The 20,202-nt window shown below is 67.8% G+C and carries 18 protein-coding genes; 11 read left to right on the top strand and 7 right to left on the bottom strand.

All coding sequences use genetic code 11. The features are described 5' to 3' along the window. Positions 1 to 12 precede the first annotated feature (12 nt). The 6 genes from SYV04_RS09285 (at position 13) to SYV04_RS09260 (ending at position 4,658) form a co-directional block, all read left to right on the top strand. On the top strand, positions 13 to 1,110 hold the full coding sequence (locus SYV04_RS09285) for a sensor histidine kinase (protein ID WP_321545309.1): 1,098 nt from the start codon (positions 13 to 15) through the stop codon (positions 1,108 to 1,110). Continuing rightward, on the top strand, positions 1,107 to 1,850 hold the full coding sequence (locus SYV04_RS09280; protein WP_321545308.1) for a LytR/AlgR family response regulator transcription factor: 744 nt from the start codon (positions 1,107 to 1,109) through the stop codon (positions 1,848 to 1,850). The genes SYV04_RS09285 and SYV04_RS09280 overlap by 4 nt, the downstream gene beginning before the upstream one ends. Before the next feature lie 103 nt (positions 1,851 to 1,953). Further along, a complete protein-coding gene (locus tag SYV04_RS09275; RefSeq protein WP_321545307.1) occupies positions 1,954 to 2,334 on the top strand; it encodes a hypothetical protein in 381 nt (126 codons plus the stop codon). Between the two features lie 19 nt (positions 2,335 to 2,353). After that, positions 2,354 to 2,893 carry a hypothetical protein gene (locus SYV04_RS09270; RefSeq protein WP_321545306.1) on the top strand — a complete coding sequence of 180 codons (540 nt, stop codon included), beginning with the start codon at positions 2,354 to 2,356 and terminating at the stop codon, positions 2,891 to 2,893. A 143-nt stretch (positions 2,894 to 3,036) separates the two neighbouring features. Beyond that, entirely contained in the window at positions 3,037 to 4,158 is a 1,122-nt protein-coding gene (locus tag SYV04_RS09265; protein WP_321545305.1) for an NAD(P)-dependent alcohol dehydrogenase, read from the top strand. Beyond that, positions 4,155 to 4,658: a DUF4334 domain-containing protein gene (locus tag SYV04_RS09260; RefSeq protein ID WP_321545304.1), complete on the top strand. Its 504-nt coding sequence runs from the start codon at positions 4,155 to 4,157 to the stop codon at positions 4,656 to 4,658. The genes SYV04_RS09265 and SYV04_RS09260 overlap by 4 nt, the downstream gene beginning before the upstream one ends. A gap of 37 nt (positions 4,659 to 4,695) precedes the next feature. Here SYV04_RS09260 and SYV04_RS09255 read toward each other — a convergent pair whose 3' ends face one another. Continuing rightward, on the bottom strand, positions 4,696 to 5,403 hold the full coding sequence (locus SYV04_RS09255; protein WP_321545303.1) for a TetR/AcrR family transcriptional regulator: 708 nt from the start codon (positions 5,401 to 5,403) through the stop codon (positions 4,696 to 4,698). Between the two features lie 114 nt (positions 5,404 to 5,517). On the opposite strand from SYV04_RS09255, the gene SYV04_RS09250 reads away from it, so the two are divergent. From SYV04_RS09250 to roxA, 5 genes are all read left to right on the top strand, one after another. After that, on the top strand, positions 5,518 to 6,285 hold the full coding sequence (locus tag SYV04_RS09250) for an SDR family NAD(P)-dependent oxidoreductase (RefSeq protein ID WP_321545302.1): 768 nt from the start codon (positions 5,518 to 5,520) through the stop codon (positions 6,283 to 6,285). Between the two features lie 10 nt (positions 6,286 to 6,295). After that, the gene (locus SYV04_RS09245; RefSeq protein ID WP_321545301.1) at positions 6,296 to 7,498 is read left to right on the top strand and encodes an acyl-CoA dehydrogenase family protein; all 1,203 of its coding nucleotides are present in this window, start codon (positions 6,296 to 6,298) and stop codon (positions 7,496 to 7,498) included. Further along, positions 7,498 to 8,517 carry a phosphotransferase family protein gene (locus tag SYV04_RS09240; RefSeq protein ID WP_321545300.1) on the top strand — a complete coding sequence of 340 codons (1,020 nt, stop codon included), beginning with the start codon at positions 7,498 to 7,500 and terminating at the stop codon, positions 8,515 to 8,517. Before SYV04_RS09245 ends, SYV04_RS09240 begins: the two co-directional genes overlap by 1 nt. After that, on the top strand, positions 8,510 to 8,884 hold the full coding sequence (locus SYV04_RS09235) for a DUF6285 domain-containing protein (protein WP_321545299.1): 375 nt from the start codon (positions 8,510 to 8,512) through the stop codon (positions 8,882 to 8,884). Before SYV04_RS09240 ends, SYV04_RS09235 begins: the two co-directional genes overlap by 8 nt. Before the next feature lie 132 nt (positions 8,885 to 9,016). Further along, positions 9,017 to 11,038, top strand: coding sequence for a rubber dioxygenase RoxA (gene roxA / locus SYV04_RS09230; protein ID WP_321545298.1), 2,022 nt, complete (start codon positions 9,017 to 9,019; stop codon positions 11,036 to 11,038). 33 nt (positions 11,039 to 11,071) lie between these two features. Here roxA and SYV04_RS09225 read toward each other — a convergent pair whose 3' ends face one another. From SYV04_RS09225 to SYV04_RS09200, 6 genes are read right to left on the bottom strand one after another with little or no spacing between them, the layout of a single operon-like run. Beyond that, positions 11,072 to 12,478 carry an aldehyde dehydrogenase family protein gene (locus tag SYV04_RS09225; protein WP_321545297.1) on the bottom strand — a complete coding sequence of 469 codons (1,407 nt, stop codon included), beginning with the start codon at positions 12,476 to 12,478 and terminating at the stop codon, positions 11,072 to 11,074. Positions 12,479 to 12,504: 26 nt separating this feature from the next. Further along, complete coding sequence (locus tag SYV04_RS09220) at positions 12,505 to 14,682, bottom strand: 3-hydroxyacyl-CoA dehydrogenase NAD-binding domain-containing protein (protein ID WP_321545296.1); 2,178 nt, start codon at positions 14,680 to 14,682, stop codon at positions 12,505 to 12,507. 40 nt (positions 14,683 to 14,722) lie between these two features. Next, positions 14,723 to 15,934 carry an acetyl-CoA C-acetyltransferase gene (locus SYV04_RS09215; protein WP_321545295.1) on the bottom strand — a complete coding sequence of 404 codons (1,212 nt, stop codon included), beginning with the start codon at positions 15,932 to 15,934 and terminating at the stop codon, positions 14,723 to 14,725. A gap of 31 nt (positions 15,935 to 15,965) precedes the next feature. Next, positions 15,966 to 17,114, bottom strand: a complete 1,149-nt coding sequence (locus SYV04_RS09210; RefSeq protein WP_321545294.1) for an acyl-CoA dehydrogenase family protein — start codon at positions 17,112 to 17,114, stop codon at positions 15,966 to 15,968. Between the two features lie 29 nt (positions 17,115 to 17,143). Continuing rightward, a complete protein-coding gene (locus SYV04_RS09205; RefSeq protein WP_321545293.1) occupies positions 17,144 to 18,283 on the bottom strand; it encodes an acyl-CoA dehydrogenase family protein in 1,140 nt (379 codons plus the stop codon). 35 nt (positions 18,284 to 18,318) lie between these two features. Then, entirely contained in the window at positions 18,319 to 20,157 is a 1,839-nt protein-coding gene (locus SYV04_RS09200) for an AMP-dependent synthetase/ligase (protein ID WP_321545292.1), read from the bottom strand. Between the last annotated feature and the right edge of the window lie 45 nt (positions 20,158 to 20,202).

Below are 20,202 nucleotides of genomic sequence, written 5' to 3'. Positions count from 1 at the left end.
TACCGTGGACCCATGGGAGACCCTTCCACCCAGAGTCCGGGGAGCCGCCAGCTGGAGATTCCCCTCCCAGGCAACGCCGAGCTGTTGCCTCGGGAGATGGTATGGCTCTACCCCATCGCCGCGCTCGCCGCCGCACCGCTGCTCAACCAGAGCCTCTTCTCCGTCCCCCTGGACGTGGCGCTGTGGCAGGTGCTCGCCGCGTGCTTCCCCTTCGCCGTGCTGTCGCCCACCTTTCACATTCTCTACCGCACGGTGATGCCGGTGCTGCTGCGACGGCTCCAGCGCCCGGCGGCGAGAGGCGCGCTGCACCTGGTCGTCACCTGCGCCGTGGCCCTTGGGATGGCCTCGCTCATGAGGCCATTCCTGATCCAGTGCTTCGGCAAGCCGCTCCAAGCGCTGAAGTTCAGTGTGACGTGCGTCATCATCTCGTGGGCTGTCCTCTTCCCGGCCCTCCTCTTCCAGCGGCAGCGCAACCGGGCGCTACACATCGAGCGCATGGCCCAGGCCGAGCGTCAGGCCGCGCTGCAGGCGCAGATCGAGGCGCTGCAGGCGCGCATCCAGCCGCACTTCTTCTTCAACACCCTCAACGCGGTGGCCAGCTTCATCCCTCGGGATCCCGAGCTGGCGGAGCGCACCCTGGAGCGGCTGGCGGACCTGTTCCGCTATGCCCTGGAGAGCTCGAAGACGCGTCTGGTGCCCCTGTCGCGCGAGGTGGACATGGTGCGCGACTACCTGGCCATTCAGCAGGCGCGCTATGGCTCCCGACTGAAGGTGGAGGTGGAGCTCGACGAGCGCGCGTCCAGCGAGCAGGTGCCGCCCCTTTTGCTGCAGCCACTGGTGGAGAACGCCATCCTCCACGGCATGGCCAACCGGCAGCAGGTCTCCGTGGTGGTACGCATCCGGCGTGAGGAGGATCGCATCACCCTGGCCGTGGTGGACGACGGTCCCGGGCCCGGCGCCTCCGAGCATCGAGGCACCCAGACGAGCGTGAGGGACCTGCGCGAGCGGGTGCGTCTGGTCTATGGCGAGCGGGGGGCCTTCACGCTGGAGCCGGCGCTCGGGGGCGGGTGCAGGGCCTTGCTCGCGCTGCCCGTGGGAGGTGCGGTGTGAGGGTGCTCATCGTCGATGACGAGGAGCCGGCGCGCAGCCGCCTGCGCCGTCTGCTGAAGGATGTGGCTGGCGTGGAGGTGGTGGGCGAGGCGGGCGACGGCCACGAGACTCTGCGCCAGGTGGAGGTGCTCCATCCAGAGCTGCTGCTGCTGGACATCCGCATGCCAGGGTTGGACGGGCTGACGCTCGCGCAGCGCTACACGGATCTGCCACCGGTCATCTTCGTCACTGCCTATGACGAGTACGCGGTGCAGGCCTTCGAGGTGAACGCCGTGGACTACCTGCTCAAGCCGGTCCGTCCGGAGCGGCTCGCGGCGGCGATGGAGCGAGCGCGGCAGCGGCAGCTCGCCACCCGTGAGGCGGTCTCCCGAGCGCTGGAGGCAGTGCGCCCGGTGGGGGCCTCGACGCGCATCGTCACCAGCACGCCCGGGGCCATCCGCCTCTTCGACGCGCGCGACATCACCCGCTTCTGGGCCGCGGACAAGTACACGCTCTTCCAGGCGGAGGGTGCGGAGCAGGTGACGGAGGAGACCCTGGGCTCGCTGGAGGAGCGCCTGCGCCAGGTGGGCTTCCTGCGGGTGCATCGGGGCGAGCTGGTGCATGTGGGCAGCATCAAGGCGCTGCGGACCGTGGAGGGCTCCTTCGCGGTGGAGTTGCGGGACGGCCAGGTGGCGCGGGTGAGCCGCCGTCTGCTGGCCGCGGTGAAGGGAGAGCTGGGGCTGGACGGATCTCCGGACTGAGCAGACGCGCCGCTCGTCGCCCACGGGCTGCCGTTCATCCTCGCTGGAGTGCCGCTGGTCGGGCGCTGCTCGGCAGTGAGCCTGCCGCCTCTACCTTGGAGGCATGAAACGCACGCTGCTGCTGATGACGGTGCTGGGCGGACTGGTGGCGTTGATCGCCGTAGGCTCTCGCTCCACTTCGCCCGGAAGCAATCCGCTGGTCCGTTACTCCCTCTCCTCCGCGGCCCGCTACACGATGTGTGGCCACGTCGAGGAGCGCCTGCCAGCGGGCAGCTACCTCTACCTCCGGGTCCGGGACGATGAGGGAGCCCAGCACTGGGTGGCCACGCTGCGCTCCACGGCTCCCAGCACGCCCGAGGTCTCGGTCCGAGTGCTGGCGCGTGCGGAGAATTTCCCCTCGGCGAGGCTCCACCGTTCCTTTGCCCCGCTGCTCTTTGGCGCCGTCTCCGAGTCATCCCCTTGCCGTCCTCAGCAGTCCCGCTGAGCTGAAAGGAGCTGTACCCATGAAGCACCTCTTCATCGCCTGCCTCGTGACACTCGGTCTCACTGCTTGCTCATCAGAGGAGCCGAAGGATCCGCCCAAGGATGAGCAGGCCGACTGCTCGCGCGGGCAGCTCGAGGCGGACCTCACGTTCAACGGGCCCTTGGCCGGGCCTGCGGTACGAGCGGACGGGACCCTGGCGCCCGGCCGCTATACCGTGAGCAGCACCTACCTGAGGCTGAAGCCGGACGCGGAGGGACAGGCTCGCTTCCAGGAGCTCGTCATGCCCGTCGGCCAGGCGCTGCGGAGCCAGCCGGGGTTGATGGCCCTCCAGTTCGCCTCCTCCGTGTATTGCAACACGGCGCGCACGTTCTCGGTGTGGAAGGACGACGCGTCCATGTACGAGTTCGTCTCGGGGCCGGCGCACCTGGACGCGATGAGCGCCGTCAGCGAGGTGAGTCGAGGGGGGAGCATCGTCACGCACTGGGCGGACGACGAGAAGGGAGCGTCCTGGCAGAAGGCGGCGCAGCAGCTCTCCGCGGACGAGGGGCCGTTCTACTGAACCTCTTCCCCTGAGCATGGCGCTCACGCAGAAGTTGCGGGAAGCGAGTTGCGGTTCCCGGATCGAGTCGGTAGATAAGGCTGCATGGTTCGGGGATTGCTCGAGCCCACCACTGCCTTCTCCCCCTTCACCGGAGAATCGAAGTGACCCGAAGCCGGACGGGAACCGCGGCCGTTCTTCGTGAGGTTGGAGGTGCGCTGCAGCGCACCGAGATCGTCTGCAATGAGCTTCGTCCCGACGAACTCCTCGTGCGGATGGTGGGCGCCGGCATCTGCCATACAGACCTCTCGGTGATGGAGGGCGTCGTCCCGGTGCCTCTGCCCGTGGTGCTCGGGCACGAGGGCGCGGGGGTGGTGATCGAACGCGGCTCCGCGGTGACTTCGCTCGAGGTTGGCGATCACGTGGTGCTCAGCTTCGATGCCTGCCGGGCCTGCCGAGCCTGCCAACGAGGACTGCCGGGGTACTGTACTCACGCGCGCGCGCTCAACTACGCCTGCGCGCGCTCCGACGGGACAACGACACTGCGCGACGCCACCGGGCCGGTCCATGGAGGCTGGTTCGGGCAGTCGTCCCTCGCGTCGATTGCGCTGGCTAGCGAGCGCAACGCGGTCCGCGTGCCTCGCTCGAATGAGCTCGCGCTGCTCGCACCGCTGGGCTGTGGAATCCAGACCGGCGCCGGGACCGTGCTGCGAGCGCTGAAGCCCTCGCCCGGTCAGGGCATCGCGATCTTCGGTGCGGGTGCGGTGGGCGCTGGTGCGCTCATGGCCGCCGTCGCGGCGCGCTGCTCGCCCATCGTGGTAATCGACCCGCTGCCCTCGCGGCGCCAACTCGCGCTCGAGCTGGGAGCCACCCACGCGCTGGCCCCGGACGAGGTCGGTGAGCGCAGCTCGGGGCTTCGGAAGGTGCTTGGCGGTACGCTCGACTTCTGTGTCGATACGGTGGGGACCCAGGCGGTGATCACCCAGGCGCTGAATGCGCTCGGGGCGCCTGGAGTGTGCGCCACGCTCGCGCTCCGCGGCGGCGCCAACCCGGTGTCGATCAGCCAGACGCACCTGCTCTACGGGCGGACGCTGGTCGGCGTCATCGAGGGCGACGCCGATCCGCATACGTTCATCCCCGAGCTCGTGCGCATGTGGCGTGCCGGGCAGCTCCCCTTGGAGCGCGTGATCCAGACCTTTCCCTTTGACCGGCTCGATGAAGCGCTCGCCAAGATGCGCGACGGGTCGGTCGTCAAACCCGTCCTGACCTTCGGAGGAATCGAATGACTGCCGCTTCCGCCCGTAACCGCCTCGCCGAGTTCCGCGCCCGCAGCACCATCGACCCCGCGGAACTCGATGCGCTTTGGGAGGCGCTTGAACCTGCGTCGCTCGACGACCTCTGGGGAAGCTGGGAGGGCGCGGAGCTCGCGACGGGGCATCCGCTGTCGAAGCTGCTCGGGAAGGTGCGCTGGGTCGGCAAGCGCTTCGGCGGGCCGCTGGACGTGCAGCCGCTCGTGTGTCGCGCGCCCGACGGCTCGCTCTTCTCCAACCTCGAGCTCGGCAAAGGCGAAGCGAGCGCGTGGATGGTCGCGTTCCGTGGCGAGTCCACCGCGACGATGGTCTACGACGGCACGGCGACCTTCGATCACTTCAAGAAGATCGATGACCGCACGCTGATGGGCATCATGAACGGCAAGAACGTGCTCCACGAGGGCCGCCACTTCTACTTCGTGCTCGAGCGAGCCAGTGCCCCCTTCGTGCTGGGCCCGCCGCCCGCGCGTCCATGAAGGGCTGTGCAGTCCTCCTCCGCACCGGGCACTGCCCTCAGCCGAGCACGCTGCCCTCCAGCAGGTTCATGACCGCATCCGCATAGGCCTCGGGAGAGATGCCGCGCTGGTGGTACTTCCAGCGCTTCAGGTACCACTCCTGCAGCAGCGGTTTGATCAGGGCGGCTGTCATCTCGAGATCCTTGAGCTTGAACACGCCCTGGCGCACACCCGAATCCAGGGCTTCGCGGATCAGGCGCTCGGTGGCCAGTTCCTCCTGGCGGGCGCGCTTTCGCGCCGAGGGCCCGAACGCCTTGGCCTCCAGGTAGGCGAACTTGAACCAGGCGGGCAACGCCTCGGTGAGCTGGATGTGCCGGTTGACGATCCAGCGCAGATGGACGCGCGGGTCGGCGCGCACTGCCTCCGGCACGGCGACCAGCACCCGATCCACTGCATCGGAGACCACGTCGAGCACCATCTCCAGCAGGGTGTCCTTGTCGCGGATGGAGCTGTAGAGCGCGCCGATGCTCAGTCCCGAGGCCCGGCTGAGGTCGCGCATGCTCATCTCGTGGAAGCTGTGCCGCTCGGACATGCGAAGCGTCGCTGTCAGCACTCGGGTCAGGTTCGCCACCGCCGTGCGCGGCTTCTTCACTTCCATGCGGTCACGATGCCGGTGGTACAGGCGCTCGCAGAGCTCCTTCAGCGTGAGCCCGTGTTCTCTGGCGAAGGCATCGTCCTGAGTGAGCGGAGGCGCGCGTGCTGGCATCGGGGCTCAGAGGGGAAGGGGCGTCGCAGCCAGAAGATCCTTGCCAGCCCGGTCCGTCAACCCAAATAATAGCGAACGATCGTTCGGAATTCCGAGCGGAGAGGGACACGTGCCATGGCGCTGACATGCTCGCTGCACGGCAAGAACGTCCTGGTAACCGGGGCATCCAGCGGCCTGGGACTGCACTTCGCCGCGACCCTGGGAGCCGCGGGCGCAACCGTGGTTCTGGCCGCCCGGCGCGACTCCTTGCTGCAGGAGACGGTCGCAGACCTGCGCGCTCGCGGGGTGAGTGCTCATTCGGTGCCCATGGACGTGCGAGACCCTGACTCGGTGACGGCGGCGTTCGATGCCGCGACACGCGAGGTGGGAGTCCTCGACGTGGTCATCAACAACGCAGGGATTAGCGCCACCACCGCCGCGCTCGACATCTCGCACGACGAGTGGACCCGCGTTCTCGATACCAACCTGACCGGCTGCTTCACCGTGGCCCAGCAAGCGGCGCGGCGTCTGAAGGAGGCCGGGCGAGGTGGCACCATCGTGAATGTCGCCTCCATCCTGGGCCTGCGTGTCGCAGGAATGCTGTCCCACTATGCGGCGGCCAAGGCGGGCCTCGTTCAGCTCACCCAGGCGCTGGCCCTGGAGTGGGCCCGCTACCGCATCCGGGTCAACGCGCTGTGCCCCGGCTATATCGAGACCGACCTCAACCGCGACTTCTTCCAGACCGAGGCTGGCAAGGCGCTGATCCAGCGAATTCCCCAGCGCAGGCTTGGGCAGCTCGCCGATCTCGACGGCCCACTGCTGCTGCTCTGCTCGGACTCCGCCGCTTACATGACCGGCTCGATCCTGGCGGTGGATGGCGGCCACCTTTGCAGTTCCCTCTGAGGAGCCCCGTATGGACTTTGCCCTGACCGCCGAGGTCGACGCCCTGCGCGCGCGGGTGCGCGCCTTCGTCGAGACGCACATCCTCCCGTTGGAGAGCGATCCCACCGCCCGGGACGACCACGAGAACATCAGCGAGGCGGCGCTGGAGGCGGTCCGCGCCCGGGTCAAGGAGGCGGGACTCTGGGCGCCGCAGATGCCCAGGTCTCGCGGAGGCTTGGGACTTGGAGTCGTCGGGATGGCGGCCCTCTATGAGGAGATGAACCGCTCCATCTTTGGCCCCGTCTGCTTCAACGCCGCCGCTCCTGACGACGGCAACATGATGCTGCTGGAGAAGGTGGGCACCCCTGAGCAGAAGGCCCGCTGGCTGCAGCCCATCGTCGACGGCGCGGTGCGCAGCTCCTTCGCCATGACCGAGCCCCGTCCCGGCTCTGGCTCCGATCCGGCCGGCATGATGCTCACCCGAGCGGAGAAGAAGGGCGACACCTGGGTCATTACCGGCCGCAAGTGGTTCATCACGGGGGCGGCGGCGGCCAGCCACTTCATCCTGGTCGCGCGTACCTCCGACGATCCGCGAACGGGGCTGACCTGCTTCCTCCACCACCGAGATGACCCCGGCTGGCGCATCGAGCGGCGCATTCCCATCATGGGGCCGGAGGAGCACGGCGGTCACTGCGAGCTGGTCTACGAAGGCCTCGAGATTCCCGACGCCAACCGCCTGATGAATGTCGGCGACGGCTTGAAGGCGACCCAGATCCGCTTGGGCACCGCCCGTCTCACCCACTGCATGCGCTGGCTGGGCATGGCCCGGCGAGCCCTGGAGATTGGCGCGGAGTATGTGCGGGACCGTCAGGCCTTCGGGCATACGCTGTCCGAGCATGAGAGCGTGCAGACCCTATTGGGCGATGCCGCGCTCCAGATCGAGGTGGGCCGCCTGCTGACGATGAAGGCCGCCTGGAAGCTCGAGGCCGGCGATTTCGCCCGCAAAGAGGTCAGCATGGCGAAGATCGTCGTCGCCGACGCCCTCCATCAGGCCATCGATACCGCCATCCAGCTCAACGGCGCCCGTGGCTATTCCAAGGACACGCCGCTGGAGTGGATGTACCGCTATGCCCGCCAGGCCCGGCTGGTCGACGGCGCCTCGGAGGTACACAAGATGGTCCTGTTCCGCAGCCTGCAGAAAGAGGGCAAGGACTTCTGGAGCTGGGGGGTGTGATGGAGGCGCAGCGCGGGGCGCTGGCGGCCTGGCTCGCCGCCCAGGCCGAAGCCAAGGAGGCGGAGATCATCGCCCTCGCCAGGCTGTCCGGTGGCGCCATTCAGGAGAACTGGGGCCTGGAGGTGGCCTTTACCGGTGGCCGGTGGGGGGGACGCCAGGCGCTGGTCGTGCGCACAGACGCCCCCTCAGGGGTAGCGGTGAGCCTGGGGCGGCCCCAGGAGTTCGCCCTGTTCCAGGCTGCCTTCTCCGCCGGGGTGACGGTGCCTGAGCCGCTGTGGCAGGACGCGGACGGCGTCGTGCTCGGCAAGCCGTTCTTCGTCATGCGTCGCGTGAATGGCACCGCCGCGGGGCATCGGCTGGTGAAGGACGCGGCGGCCGGAGGAGGGCGGGTGAACCTGGCCGAGCGACTGGGACGGGAGCTGGCACGCATCCACTCCATCCGTCCTCCGCGCGCGGAGCTGGCCTTCCTGGGTTCGCCGCCGGACAGCACCGCGCGTCGCTGGATCGCCGAGTTTCGTGGCTGGCTCGATCGGCATGAGGCGGCGCATCCCGCGCTCGAGTGGGGGCTGCGCTGGCTGGAGCGTCACGCGGCGGACATGCCCCGACCGACCCTCTGCCACAATGACTTTCGCACCGGCAACATCATGGTCGACGCGCAAGGCGTGAGCGGCATCCTCGACTGGGAGTTCGCGGGGTGGGGCGACCCGCTGGCCGACATCGGGTGGTTCTGCGCGCCCTGCTGGCGCTTCGGTGCCCTGGAGCGGGAGGCGGGCGGCCTTGGCGCGCGTGAGGATTTCTACCGGGGCTATGAGAGCCAGAGCGGTACCCCCATCGACCGCGCCCGGGTCCCTTACTGGGAGGCCATGGCGACCCTGCGCTGGGCGATCATCGCCCTGCAACAGGCCGAGCGTCATGTCTCGGGCGGAGAGCGCAACCTGGAGCTGGCGCTGACAGCACACATCCTGCCGGCGCTGGAGCTGGACCTCCTGGAGATGACACGGGAGCACGACCATGCGTGACAGGCCCATCGCCCACGAGCTGCTGGAGGCGGCCCAGGAGGTGCTCAGCGACAAGCTGCTCCCCGCCCTGCCTCAGGAGCTGACCTACTCGGCGCTGATGGTGCTGAATGCCATGGGCATCGCCGCGCGGCAGGCGGCCGCGGGGGACGCGCCGCTCGAAGCCGCCCGGAGCCGGCTCTCCGCCCTCTATGGCGATGATGCCAGCGCGCTGCCCGTCCTGGAGCGGCGCCTGGCTGCCGATATTCGGGCAGGGCGCTTCGACCCGGGCGCGGCCGATCGGGCGGCGGTCTTCAGCCACCTGTGGGCGACCACCCGCGCCAAGGCAGCGGAGAGCAGCCCCAAGGCACTGAGGGGCCGCCAGGAGTGAACACCGCGGCCCACCGGTCAGCCCCTCCACCCAGCCAAAAAGCCTGACTGACGCACTGCGTATTGTGGCGTGCCTGAGGGGAGGCGTATTTGCGGGTTATTGGCATTCTGCCAATAAAGGAGGACTGTGCGTATGAGCCTGAGTTGGATTCGTCGATGGGCGGCTTCCAGTTCCCTGATCCTCGCCATGGGCGGGACTCAGGCGGCTGCGGATCCCCTTCCGCTGTTGGACATCGCAGCCATCCGGTCGCCCTTCGCGGCGGCCTGCAATGGGAAGCCGGACTCCACGCCGTTGCCGGTGGATCCGCGCACCCTGGTGGTGCCCGGCATCAACACTCCCGGTGCCGCCTTGCAGTTCAACGCCTACTGGGTGGATCTGCACACACCGCCGGCGCCGTTCGTCTCGAACCTGCCGCCGAATCCCCAGACGTGCGGCCAGTTCCGCGCGAGTGCTTCCCGGGGCCGCTCGAACATCGAGACGCGCACCTACTTCCAGCCGTTCAGCAACTCGCTCGCCTACTATTACAGCTACACGCTCTGGGGCTACGCCCTACGGCCTGCTGACTTCGACGAGCAGGTCATCAAGCGCTATGGGCTTGCGAAGGCGCCATACCGCAACCCCTACCCGCTGCCCTGGGAGAACCCCAACCTCACCAACGGAGGCAGCGGCCAGCTCCCGCTGGGGCTCGTGCAAGAGCGGGACGCGAACGGCCGCTACACGGGTCAGATCAGCTCGACCTGCTCGGGCTGTCACGACTCACGGCTCGGGACTGAAGAGGAAGCAGGCTTCGTGTGGGGCCGATCGAGCGACGCGAGCGATGCGGGCCTGATCCAGTCCGACATGTTCCGCTCCACGGTGTGGGAGACGCCCCTGCTGCTCGCCCCCGTGCCCTGGAGCGTGGGCCGCGGCTCGAGTGACGCCATCGGCATCGTCGATCTGCTCCCCGCGCTCTTCGACATGGACTCGCTGGCCATGGTGCCGAGCCTGCTCGAGTTCTTCCCAACCCACGCGGGCGGCATGTCCCGCGCGCCCAACTGGTGGTACCGCTCGTTCAAGACGCGCCAGTTCTGGGATGGCGCGCTCACCTCGGACAACGTCCGCTCGGAGATGGCCTTTGGCGTCGCCAACCTCACGCGCACGCCCCCACAGCGCCGCGCGCTGACCGTCGAGTTCGAAGACAATGACAACTTCTTCCTCTCGCTCTCTCCTCCGCCCTATCCCAAGGCGATCAACACCGCGCTGGCCGAGCAAGGGGCCGTGCTCTACCACGAGCGAGATCTCTGGGCGAACGGCGCCAATGCCAACATCCCGAAGCAGCAGGGCAATGGCTCCTGTGCGAGCTGCCATGGTGTCTACTCGCCGCGCTACGCCGCCAACCCCGCCTACCTTCCGGACCCACGCCTCAAGGGCATCGCCGGAGTCATCACCCCCATCGAGACCATCCGGACGGACCCTGCCCGCGCGCAGTTGATGGCCGACGAGCGCAAGCGCCGAGCCTGGAACACTTCCTTCCTCGCCTACAACGACCAGGCCCCCAACCACGGCCCCTTCTACGATGACCCGATCATGAGCGCGCTGCGCCGCGTGCCGCGTGCCGCGTACGACAGGGGCACGGGGCCCATCTTCTCGCCCGAGGGGCCCAACACGTGGCTCGAGCCGTTTGGCTACATCGCTCCGCCGCTCTACGGCGCGTGGGCCTCCGCGCCCTTCTTCCACAACGGCAGCGTGCCCTCCCTCTGGGAGGTGCTCAAGCCGTCAGACCGCCGGGCGGTGTGGAAGCGCCAGCAGACCTCCGCCAACAGCCGGGGCAACAACGCCGGCTACGATTCGAGCTATGCGTCCTATGACTGGGCCAAGCTCGGCTGGAAGGTGACGCCGCTGGCGTGCGGCGATGTGCCGGCCAACGATCCGTTCATCCCCTGCAGCCAGGAGATGGCGACGCCCGACGTCCTCTTCGCGAACATCGCCAACCTCGTCGCCAACCACAACTCGCTCGCCTACCAGTCACCGCCGCCCATCACCGAGAAGCAGATCCGCTCGCGCATGATCTTCAACTCGCACCTCTATGGCCTGGGCAACGAGGGGCATGACTTCACCCAGTCGCTCACGGACGCCGAGCGCTGGGCCATCATCGAGTATATGAAGACGCTCTGAGCCTGACGCGCATGTGGCGGGCCTTCGGGCCCGTCACATGAAGCGCTTGAGGAACTCGAGCTTGCCCTCGTAAGGGGGGTAGCGCAGCTTCAGGTCGAGCGCGAAGGGGCGTTTGACCACGCTCTTCTTGTGGCTGAAGGCATCGAAGCTCGCCTGGCCGTGGTAGCCGCCGAGCCCCGACTCCCCCACGCCGCCAAAAGGGAGCCCCTCGGCGGCGAAGTGGACGCACACGTCGTTGGTGACCGCTCCGCCGCTCGAAGTCTCGGTGAGGACGCGCTCGTTCACCGCGGAGTCTCGCGCGAAGGTGTAGAGGGCGAGCGGCTTGGGGCGGGAGCGCACGAAGCGGATGGCGTCGTCGATGCTCGGACAGTCGACCAGGGGGAGCAGGGGACCGAAGATCTCCTCCTGCATCAGCGGGCTCGACACGGGCGCATCCGTGATGACGGTGGGGGCGAAGTAGCGGCTGGGTGCATCGCGCTCGCCTCCGAAGGCAATCTTGCCGTCGGCCGCGAGCGCGGAGATGCGCTCGAAGTGTCGATCACTGATGATCCGGCCGTAGTCGCCGCTCGCGCGTGCCGTGGCGCCGTAGAAGCTCTGGACGGCTCGCTGGACCAGCTCGATGAAGCGGCCCTTGAGCTCGGGGGGAATGAGCACGTAGTCCGGCGCGATGCAGGTCTGGCCCGCGTTGACGTACTTGCCCCAGGCAATGCGGCGCGCGGTGACTTCGAGGTCCGCGCTTCGGTCGATGATGCAGGGGCTCTTTCCACCCAGCTCGAGGATGGTGGGCGTGAGGTGCTTTGCCGCGGCTTCGGCCACCACCCGGCCCACCTGGGTTCCTCCGGTGAAGAAGATGAGATCCCAGCGCTCCGCGAGGAGCGCCCGGCTCACCTCCACGCCCCCCTCGGCCACCGAGACGATCTCCGGGGGGAAGGCCTCGCTCAGCATCCTCGCGAGCACTCGCGAGGTCGCCGGCGAGAGTTCGCTGGGCTTCAGCACGGCGGTGCAGCCAGCCGCGAGCGCGCCGATGAGCGGCGCGATCGACAGCTGATAGGGGTAGTTCCAGGGCGAGATGATGAGCGTCACGCCCAGGGGATCCGCGTATTGATAGGCCCTCGCTGGCTGGATGACGAGGGGCGCCGAGCCGCGCCGTGGCTTCATCCAGGCCTTCACGTTCTTCAGCGCGCTCTTGATCTCGCCGTAGATGCTCCCGACCTCGGTGAAGAAGGCCTCCTCTGGACTCTTCGAGAGGTCCGACTTGAGGGCGGCGAGGATCTCGGCCTCATACTTGCGCGCCGCCCGGTCGAGCGCCTGAAGCTGCGCCCGCCGCCACTCGAGTGGGAGCGTGGCACGGGTCTCGAAGTAGGCACGCTGTCTCTCGACGAGTGTACTCGCGTCGAGCGAAGGCGCAGCGGCGGCAAGTCGGCTGGAGTTCAGAGCCATGGAACGACCCCTTTCGTGGGCGGGTGCTACTTCAGGAGCTCTCCGCGCTCGGCCTTCGCGACGAGAGAGGCGGGAGGCAGGAAGTGCTTGCCGTAGCGCTCGGCGAGCTCGCGCGCGCGGGTGACGAAGCCGCGCGGCCCCGTGCCGGTACGCCCTTCGTAGCCGTTGATGAACTGCACGACGCCGCCCGTCCACGGCGGGAAGCCAATCCCGAGGATGGAGCCCACGTTCGCATCCGCCGCGGAGCGGAGGACGCCTTCATCGAAGCACCGCACCGTGTCGATGGCCTCGGCGAACAGCATCCGCTCCTTCATGTCCTCGAAAGGGATGGTGTGGCCGGGCTTGGTGAAGTGCTGAGCCAGCCCTGGCCAGAGGTTCGTGCGCTTGCCATCCGCATAGTCATAGAAGCCGCCCCCCGTGGAGCGACCCTTGCGCTGGTACAGGTCGATCATCGCGTCCATGACCCCGTAGCTGCCGTGGTCCATCCAGGGCTGGCCAGCGGCCTCGGCGGCGGCCTTCGTCTCGAGCCGGATCTTCCGCGGCAGGGTCAGCGTGAGTTCGTCCATCAACTGGAGCGGAGCGGCGGGGTAGCCCGCCTGGAGGCCCGCCTGCTCGATCGACGCGGGGGCGATGCCTTCGCCCACCATGGCAACGGCCTCATTGAGGAACGTGCCGATCACCCGGCTGGTGAAGAAGCCCCGGCTGTCGTTGACGACGATGGGCGTCTTTCCAATCTGGACGGCGATGTCGATCGCCTTCGCGAGCGTGGCGTCGCTCGTCTTCTTGCCCGCGATGAGCTCGAGCAGCGGCATCTTGTCCACGGGGGAGAAGAAGTGCATCCCGACGAAGTCGGCCGGCCGCTTCACGCCCTCCGCGAGCAGGGTGATCGGCAGGGTCGAGGTGTTGGAGGCAAGCACCGCGTCCGGAGCGACGTGCTCTTGAATCTCCTGGAAGACCTGGTGCTTGAGCTTCACGTCCTCGAAGACCGCTTCGATGACCAGATCACAGCCCGAGAGCGCAGCGGCGTCCGTGGTGGGGTGGATGCGCGCCAGGAGCGCCTCGCCCTTCTCCTTCGTGGATTTGCCCCTCTGGACATCCTTCTCCACCAGCTTGACCGAGTACTGCTTGCCCTTCTCGGCGGAGGCGAGGCTCACGTCCTTGAGTACCACGTCGATGCCGGCCTTGGCGCACACATAGGCGATGCCGGCGCCCATCATGCCGGCGCCGAGGATGCCGACCTTCTTCGCCGTGTGCTGCGGGAAGCCCTTGGGACGGCCGCCGCCCGAGTTGATGTGCTGCATGTCGAAGAAGAACGCCTGAATCATGTTCTTCGCGACCTGCCCGGTGGCCAGCTCGGTGAAGTAGCGTGACTCGATGGTGAACGCGGTCTCGACGTCCACCTGCGTGCTCTCGACGGCCACGGCCATGATGGCGCGCGGCGCGGGCATGTTCGCCCCCTTGAGCTGCTTGCGCAGGTTGGCGGGGAAGGCGGGCAGGTTCGCCGCGAGAGCCGGAGAGGAGGGCGTACCCCCGGGGATCTTGTAGCCCTTCTGATCCCACGGCTGCTGTGCGGCCGGATTCGCCTTCACCCAGGCCTTGGCGGCGGGCAGGAGCGCATCCACCGAGCCCACCACCTCGTGGACGAGGCCGACCTCCTTGGCCTCCTGGGGACGATAGCGCTGGCCCTGGAGCAGGACCTTCATCAGCGCATCCACGATGCCGAGCATGCGCACCGTGCGCACCACGCCGCCGCCGCCGGGCAGCAGCCCGAGCGTTACCTCCGGCAGTCCGATCTGCGCGCCCTTGACGTCGGCGACGATGCGGTGGTGACACGCGAGCGCGATCTCGAGCCCGCCTCCAAGTGCCGCGCCGTTGATCGCCGCGACGACGGGCTTGCCGAGGGTCTCCAGCGCGCGCAGCTGCGCCTTGATCTCCTGCCCAAGCTCGAAGGTCTGCCTGGCCTCTTCCTTCTTCACGTTGCGCAGATCATTCAGGTCACCGCCCGCGAAGAACGTCTTCTTCGCCGAGGTGATGATCACGCCCGTGATGTCGGCCTTCTCCTTGACGAGGCGGTCCACGGTCGCGCGCATGGACTTCAGGTACGCGGCGTTCATGGTGTTGGCGGACTGGCTCGGGTCATCCAGCGTCAAGACCACGATGCCGTCGGCGTCTCGTTCCCAGCGGATGGTGTTCTGCTCACTCATGGGGTTGCTCGAATCTTGTCGGAAGGGAAAGGGGAGGGGATCAGACGCGCTCGACCAGGGTGGCCACGCCCATGCCACCGCCGACGCACAGGGTGACGACCGCGCGGCGTGCCTTTCGTCGCTCGAGCTCGTCCACCACGGTCCCGAGGATCATGGCGCCCGTGGCGCCCAGCGGGTGGCCCATGGCGATGGCGCCGCCGTTGACGTTGAGCTTCTCGCTCGGGATGGCGAGGTCCTTCTGGTACTTGAGGACCACGGAGGCGAATGCCTCGTTGAGCTCGAAGAGGTCGATGTCCTTGATGGAGAGGCCCGCGATGTCGAGCAGCTTCCGGGTGGCCGGAATCGGGCCGGTGAGCATGATCGTCGGGTCCGCGCCGGAGGTGGCGATGGCGGCGATGCGCGCCCTCGGCGTGAGGCCGAGCGCCTTGCCGACCTTCTCCGAGCCCACCAGCACGAGCGCCGCGCCGTCGACGATGCCGGACGAGTTCCCCGGCGTGTGGATGTGGTGGATCTTCTCCACGGAGTGGTACTTCTGCAGCGCCACCGCGTCGAAGCCGCCCGCCTCGCCGATCGTCGTGAAGGACGGGTTGAGCTGACCGAGCGAGGCCACGGTGGATTCCGGGCGCATGTGCTCGTCCCGATCGAGCAGGGTGAGGCCGTTCTGGTCCGTCACCGGGATGATGGAGTTCTTGAAGTAGCCACCCGCCCAGGCCTTGGCCGCGCGCTCCTGCGACTGCGCGGCGTAGCGGTCCACGTCCTCGCGGGTGAAGCCCTCCATCGTCGCGATCAGGTCCGCGGAGATGCCCTGAGGCACGAAGTAGGTGTCGTAGTTGGTGGCGGGGTCCATGGCCCAGGCACCGCCGTCCGAGCCCATCGGTACGCGGGACATGCTCTCCACGCCGCCCGCGATGACCAGATGCTCCCAGCCCGAGCGGACCTGCTGGGCGGCCATGTTCACCGCGGTCAGGCCGGAGGCGCAGAAGCGGTTGAGCTGCACCCCTCCCGTGGTCTCCGGCAGGCCCGCCGCCAGCACCAGCGTCCGGGCGATGTCCGCGCCTTGCTCCCCCACCGGAGAGACAACGCCGAGCACCACGTCATCGATCCGCTTGGGATCCAGGTTCGGGTGGCGCTTCTTGAGTGCATCCACCAGGCCTACGAGCAGCGACAAGGGCTTGGTGCCGTGCAGCGCGCCCTTCTTGCCCTTGCCGCGAGGGGTGCGAATGGCGTCGAAGATGAAAGCTTCCTGGCTCACTGGGAGCCTCCTTGGGAACGGTTGAATGGGGCTACAGGGAACGGGCGACGAGCTCTTTCATGATCTCGTTCGCACCGGCAAGAATCCGCAAGACGCGGGTATCGGCGAACAGGTGGGCGATGGGATACTCCTTCATGTACCCGTACCCGCCGAACAATTGCAGGCAGCGGTCGGCGACGATGCAGGACTGGTCCGTCACCCAGTACTTGGCCATGGCCGCCGTGGTCACGTCGAGCTTGCCCTCGAGGTGGGATGCGATGCAGTCATCGATGAAGGTGCGGCAGACACGCCTCAGGGTCGCACACTCCGCCAGCTCGAAGCGCGTGTTCTGCAAGGCGAAGAGCGGCTTGCCGAAGACGTGACGCTGCTTGGTGTACTCGATCGTCACCTCCACGGCGCGATCGAGGCTCGCCATGGCGAGGATCGCCGTGCTCAGCCGCTCCTGGGGGAGCTGCTGCATCAGCTGCACGAACCCGTTGCCCTCCTCGCCTCCGAGCAGGTTGACGGCGGGGATCTTCAGGTCATCGAAGAAGAGCTCGGTCGTGTCCTGGCCCTTGCCGCCTAGCTTGTCGAGGATCCGGCCCCGCTGGAAGCCGGGCGTCGTGTCGGAGACCTCGGCGCACAGGAGCGAAATCCCGGCGTGACCCTTCGCGTCCCCTGTTCGCGCGGCGATGATGAGGAAGTCGCAGACGTGGCCGTTGGAGATGAACGTCTTCGAGCCGCTCACCCGATAGAAGTCGCCGTCGCGTACCGCGCGGGTGGAGATGGCCTGGAGATCCGAGCCGGTCCCCGGCTCGGTCATGGCAATGGCGCCCACCCACTCGCCGCTGGCGAGCTTGGGCAGCCACTTCTTCTTCTGGGCCTCGGACGCATAGGCGAGCAGGTAGTGCGCGACGATGGTGCAATGCACCGCGAAACCCATCGAGGGATCGCCCGCGCGGATCTGCTCCTCGAGCAGGACCGTCTCGTGCGCGAACGTGCCGCCGCCGCCGCCGTAGGCCTCCGGAATGGACATGCAGAGCAGGCCCAGCTCGCCCGCTCGCCGGTAGAGCGCCTTGTCCGGATAGCCCTGGGCCACGTGCTTGGGCACGTTGGGGAGGACCTCTTTCGTGAAGTAGGTGGCCGCAAGCCCGCGCACCTGCTCGAGCTCATCCGAGCTCCATCGGGAACGTGCCGTCATGTCTGTCTCTCTCCGCTCATGGTCTTCGTCTAGAGCCCGAACGTCTTGCCGATGATGTCGCGCTGGATCTCGCTCGTGCCGCCAAAGACGGTGGAGATCACCGTCGCGCGCAGATGCGACTCCATGTCGTACTCGGTGGCGTAACCGTAGCCCCCCATCATCTGCATGCCCTCGATGGCCACGCGCTTGGCCGTCTCGGTCGTCTTCAGCTTGGCCATCGAGGCCTCGCGGGGAAGCATCCGCTCAGGGGCTTCATCCGCCATCGCGGCCACCCGGTAGACGAGCAGCTCACAGCAATCGAGCTCGGTGGCAAGGTCCGCGATCCGGTGCTTGAGCGCCTGGAAGGAGCCGACAGGCCGGCCGAACTGCTTGCGCTCCTTCACATACGCGACGGCGTCATCGAACGCGCGCCGGCCGCGACCGAGCATGGACGCGGCGAGGATGAGCCGCTCGCTGTTGAGCCCCGCCATGAGCTGTTTCCAGGCCTGGTCCACGGTACCGACCACGGCGCTCTCGGGCAGGAAGCAGTCGGTGAAGAAGACGTCGTTGACTTCCTTGCCACCCAGGGTGGGGATGCCGCGAATCTCCATCCCCGGTGTACCCGTGGGGACGCAGAACATGGTGAGGCCCTCGTGCCGCGAGCCCGAGGGGTCGGTTCTTGCCACGAGCAGGATGTGGTCCGCGAGGTGGGCGTTCGAGCACCAGGTCTTCTGCCCGTTGATGATGAAGCCGCCCGAGACCCGGACCGCGCGGCAGGTGAGTGCGGCGACGTCCGAGCCCGCCCCAGGCTCGGAGATCGCGATCGCCTCCACGCGGCCACGGGCGATACCACCGAGGATTTTCTCTTTCTGGGCCTCGGTCCCGAACTTCGCATACGGGCCGGCGGCGACCGCGGTGGTGATGTAGCCCCCTACCGGGGCAAGTCCGTACGCGGTCCGCTCGGCGAAGAGACAGACGTCGGTCATGCCACCACCCGAGCCGCCATGGTCTGGCGAGATGCCCGCCCCGAGCCAACCCAGCTCCGCCATCTGCGCGTAGATCGCGGGGCTGTGGGCCTCGGTGCCGTTCTGGGTGAGGGCGTCGCGCTGTGCTCGCGTCCCTGTCTTGGCGCGGCAGAACGCGTCGATGGCGTCAGCGAACGAGGCGTGCTCCGGTGTTCTCGCGTACATGAGGGGGCCTTGGTGTGGATCCGGTGCGTGAGGAGTCAGGCGTCCACGTAGAGCGTGGCGATGCGCTCGGCGTACTGCTTGAGGAGGACGCGGCGCTTGAGCTTGAGGGTGGGGGTGAGCTCGCCCGTCATGGGAGACCAGGTCTCGGTGACCACTTCGAAGCGTTTGATCTGCTCCGCTCGGGAGAGCCGGGTGTTGACCGAGGCAACGAGCGAGAGGAGCTCCGCCTGAATCGCCGGATCGCGAGCAAGCTCATTGATCGACCGCGGTGCGAGGCCGAACGCCTTGGCCCAGACCGGTGCTGCGTCCGCGTCGAGGCAGATGAGTGCCGTCACATAAGGCCAGCCATCCCCAATCGCGATCGCCTGACCGATGAGGGGGTGCGCGCGCAGCATGTTCTCGATCTTGGAAGGAGCGATGTTCTTTCCGCTCGAGGTGATGAGGAGCTCCTTCTTGCGATCGGTGATGGTGAGGAATCCATCGGAGTCGAGCGTGCCGATGTCGCCCGTGGCGAGCCAGCCGTCCGCGTCGGTCGCCCGGATGATCTCACCGCTCGCGTCGAGGTAGCCGAGGAACACCACGGGGCCGCGGACGAAGATCTCCCCGTCCTCGGCCAGCCGGACCTGCAGCCCCGGGATGGGCCGGCCTACGCCGCCGACGCGAAAGTCCCCGGGCGTGCTGAGGGTGGCGCACCCCGTGGTCTCACTCATTCCCCAGACCTCCAGCACCCTGATCCCGAAGCCACCGAGGTACTCGAGCACCTCGACGGGGATTGGCGCCGCGCCGCTGCTCGCCCAATCGAGCGCGTCCAGCCCGAGCGTTCGGCGCAGGGGCTGGAGGACCTTGGCATCCGCCTCTTTGACCTTCTGGGCGAGCTCTGGAGGTACCGCTCTTCCAGAGCCTTCGATCCGGAAGGCCTCCAGGGCCACCGCGTGGGCCGCCATGATGGCCTCGCGCTGGGGAGGCTCGAGCGTGCCCAGCTTCGCCCGCAGGCCTCCGGCGAGCTTCTCCCAGACGCGAGGGACGCCGAAGAACGCGGGAGGCCGCACCTTGGCCAGCAGCGGCACTACGCCCGCCGGATCCGCGCAGATATGCACATGCAGTGCTTTGTAGGCCGCGCGGTAGAGGCCGAGCTCGCGCTCGGCGATGTGCGCCAGCGGGAGATAGGCAATCGAGGGGGCCTGCATCGGCGTGGGGATGCAGAGATCCACCGAGATCGCCTCGTAGAAGGCATTGCGATGGCTCAGCACCACGCCCTTGGGCTCGCCGGTGGTCCCCGAGGTGTACATCATCGCGATCGGGTCTTCGGGCCGGATGCTCTTCCAGCTCTCTTCGAAGACCCGGGGATCCTCCTGGTGAAGCCTGCTCCCCTCGGCCTCGAGCTCCGCGAAGGAGACGAAGCGCGCATCGCCAGCCGGGACGGCCGACCCATTGATGACGATGATCCGCTTGAGGGCCGTGAGCGTTTCGAGCACCGGCCGCCACCGTGCGACCTCGTCCGCGCCCTCCAGCACCACCACCGTGGCTCCGCTGTGCTTCGCGACGTAGCCCACCTGCTCGGTGCTCAGTGTCTGGTAGGCGGTGCAGGGGATGGCGGCGAGATGGACCGCGGCGTAATCGATGATCCAGTGCTCGGGCCGACTGGACATCATGATCAGCATCCGCTCGCCTCTCTTCAGCCCGAGGGTGCCGAGCCCACGAGAGAGCGCGGCGGTCCGCTCGCGTACCTGTGCCCAGGTGAGCGTCGTGTCGCCAGCGCTGAGAGCGGGAGCACCCGCGTACTCCTCCGCATTGCGTTTGAGGAGGAGCGGCAGCGTGAGCTTGTCCGCCCGTGCTTGGCACTGCGCTTCCAGGTCTGCGATAGACGCACCCATGGGCACCTCCTGCGGTTCAGTGGTCAAACGTGCTGATGTGTTCCT

The sequence above is a fragment of the Hyalangium ruber genome, assembly GCF_034259325.1.
Lineage (GTDB): Bacteria > Myxococcota > Myxococcia > Myxococcales > Myxococcaceae > Hyalangium_A > Hyalangium_A rubrum.
Note: the sequence above shows the minus strand (reverse complement) of the source record. Positions and strands in the feature narration are given on the sequence as shown.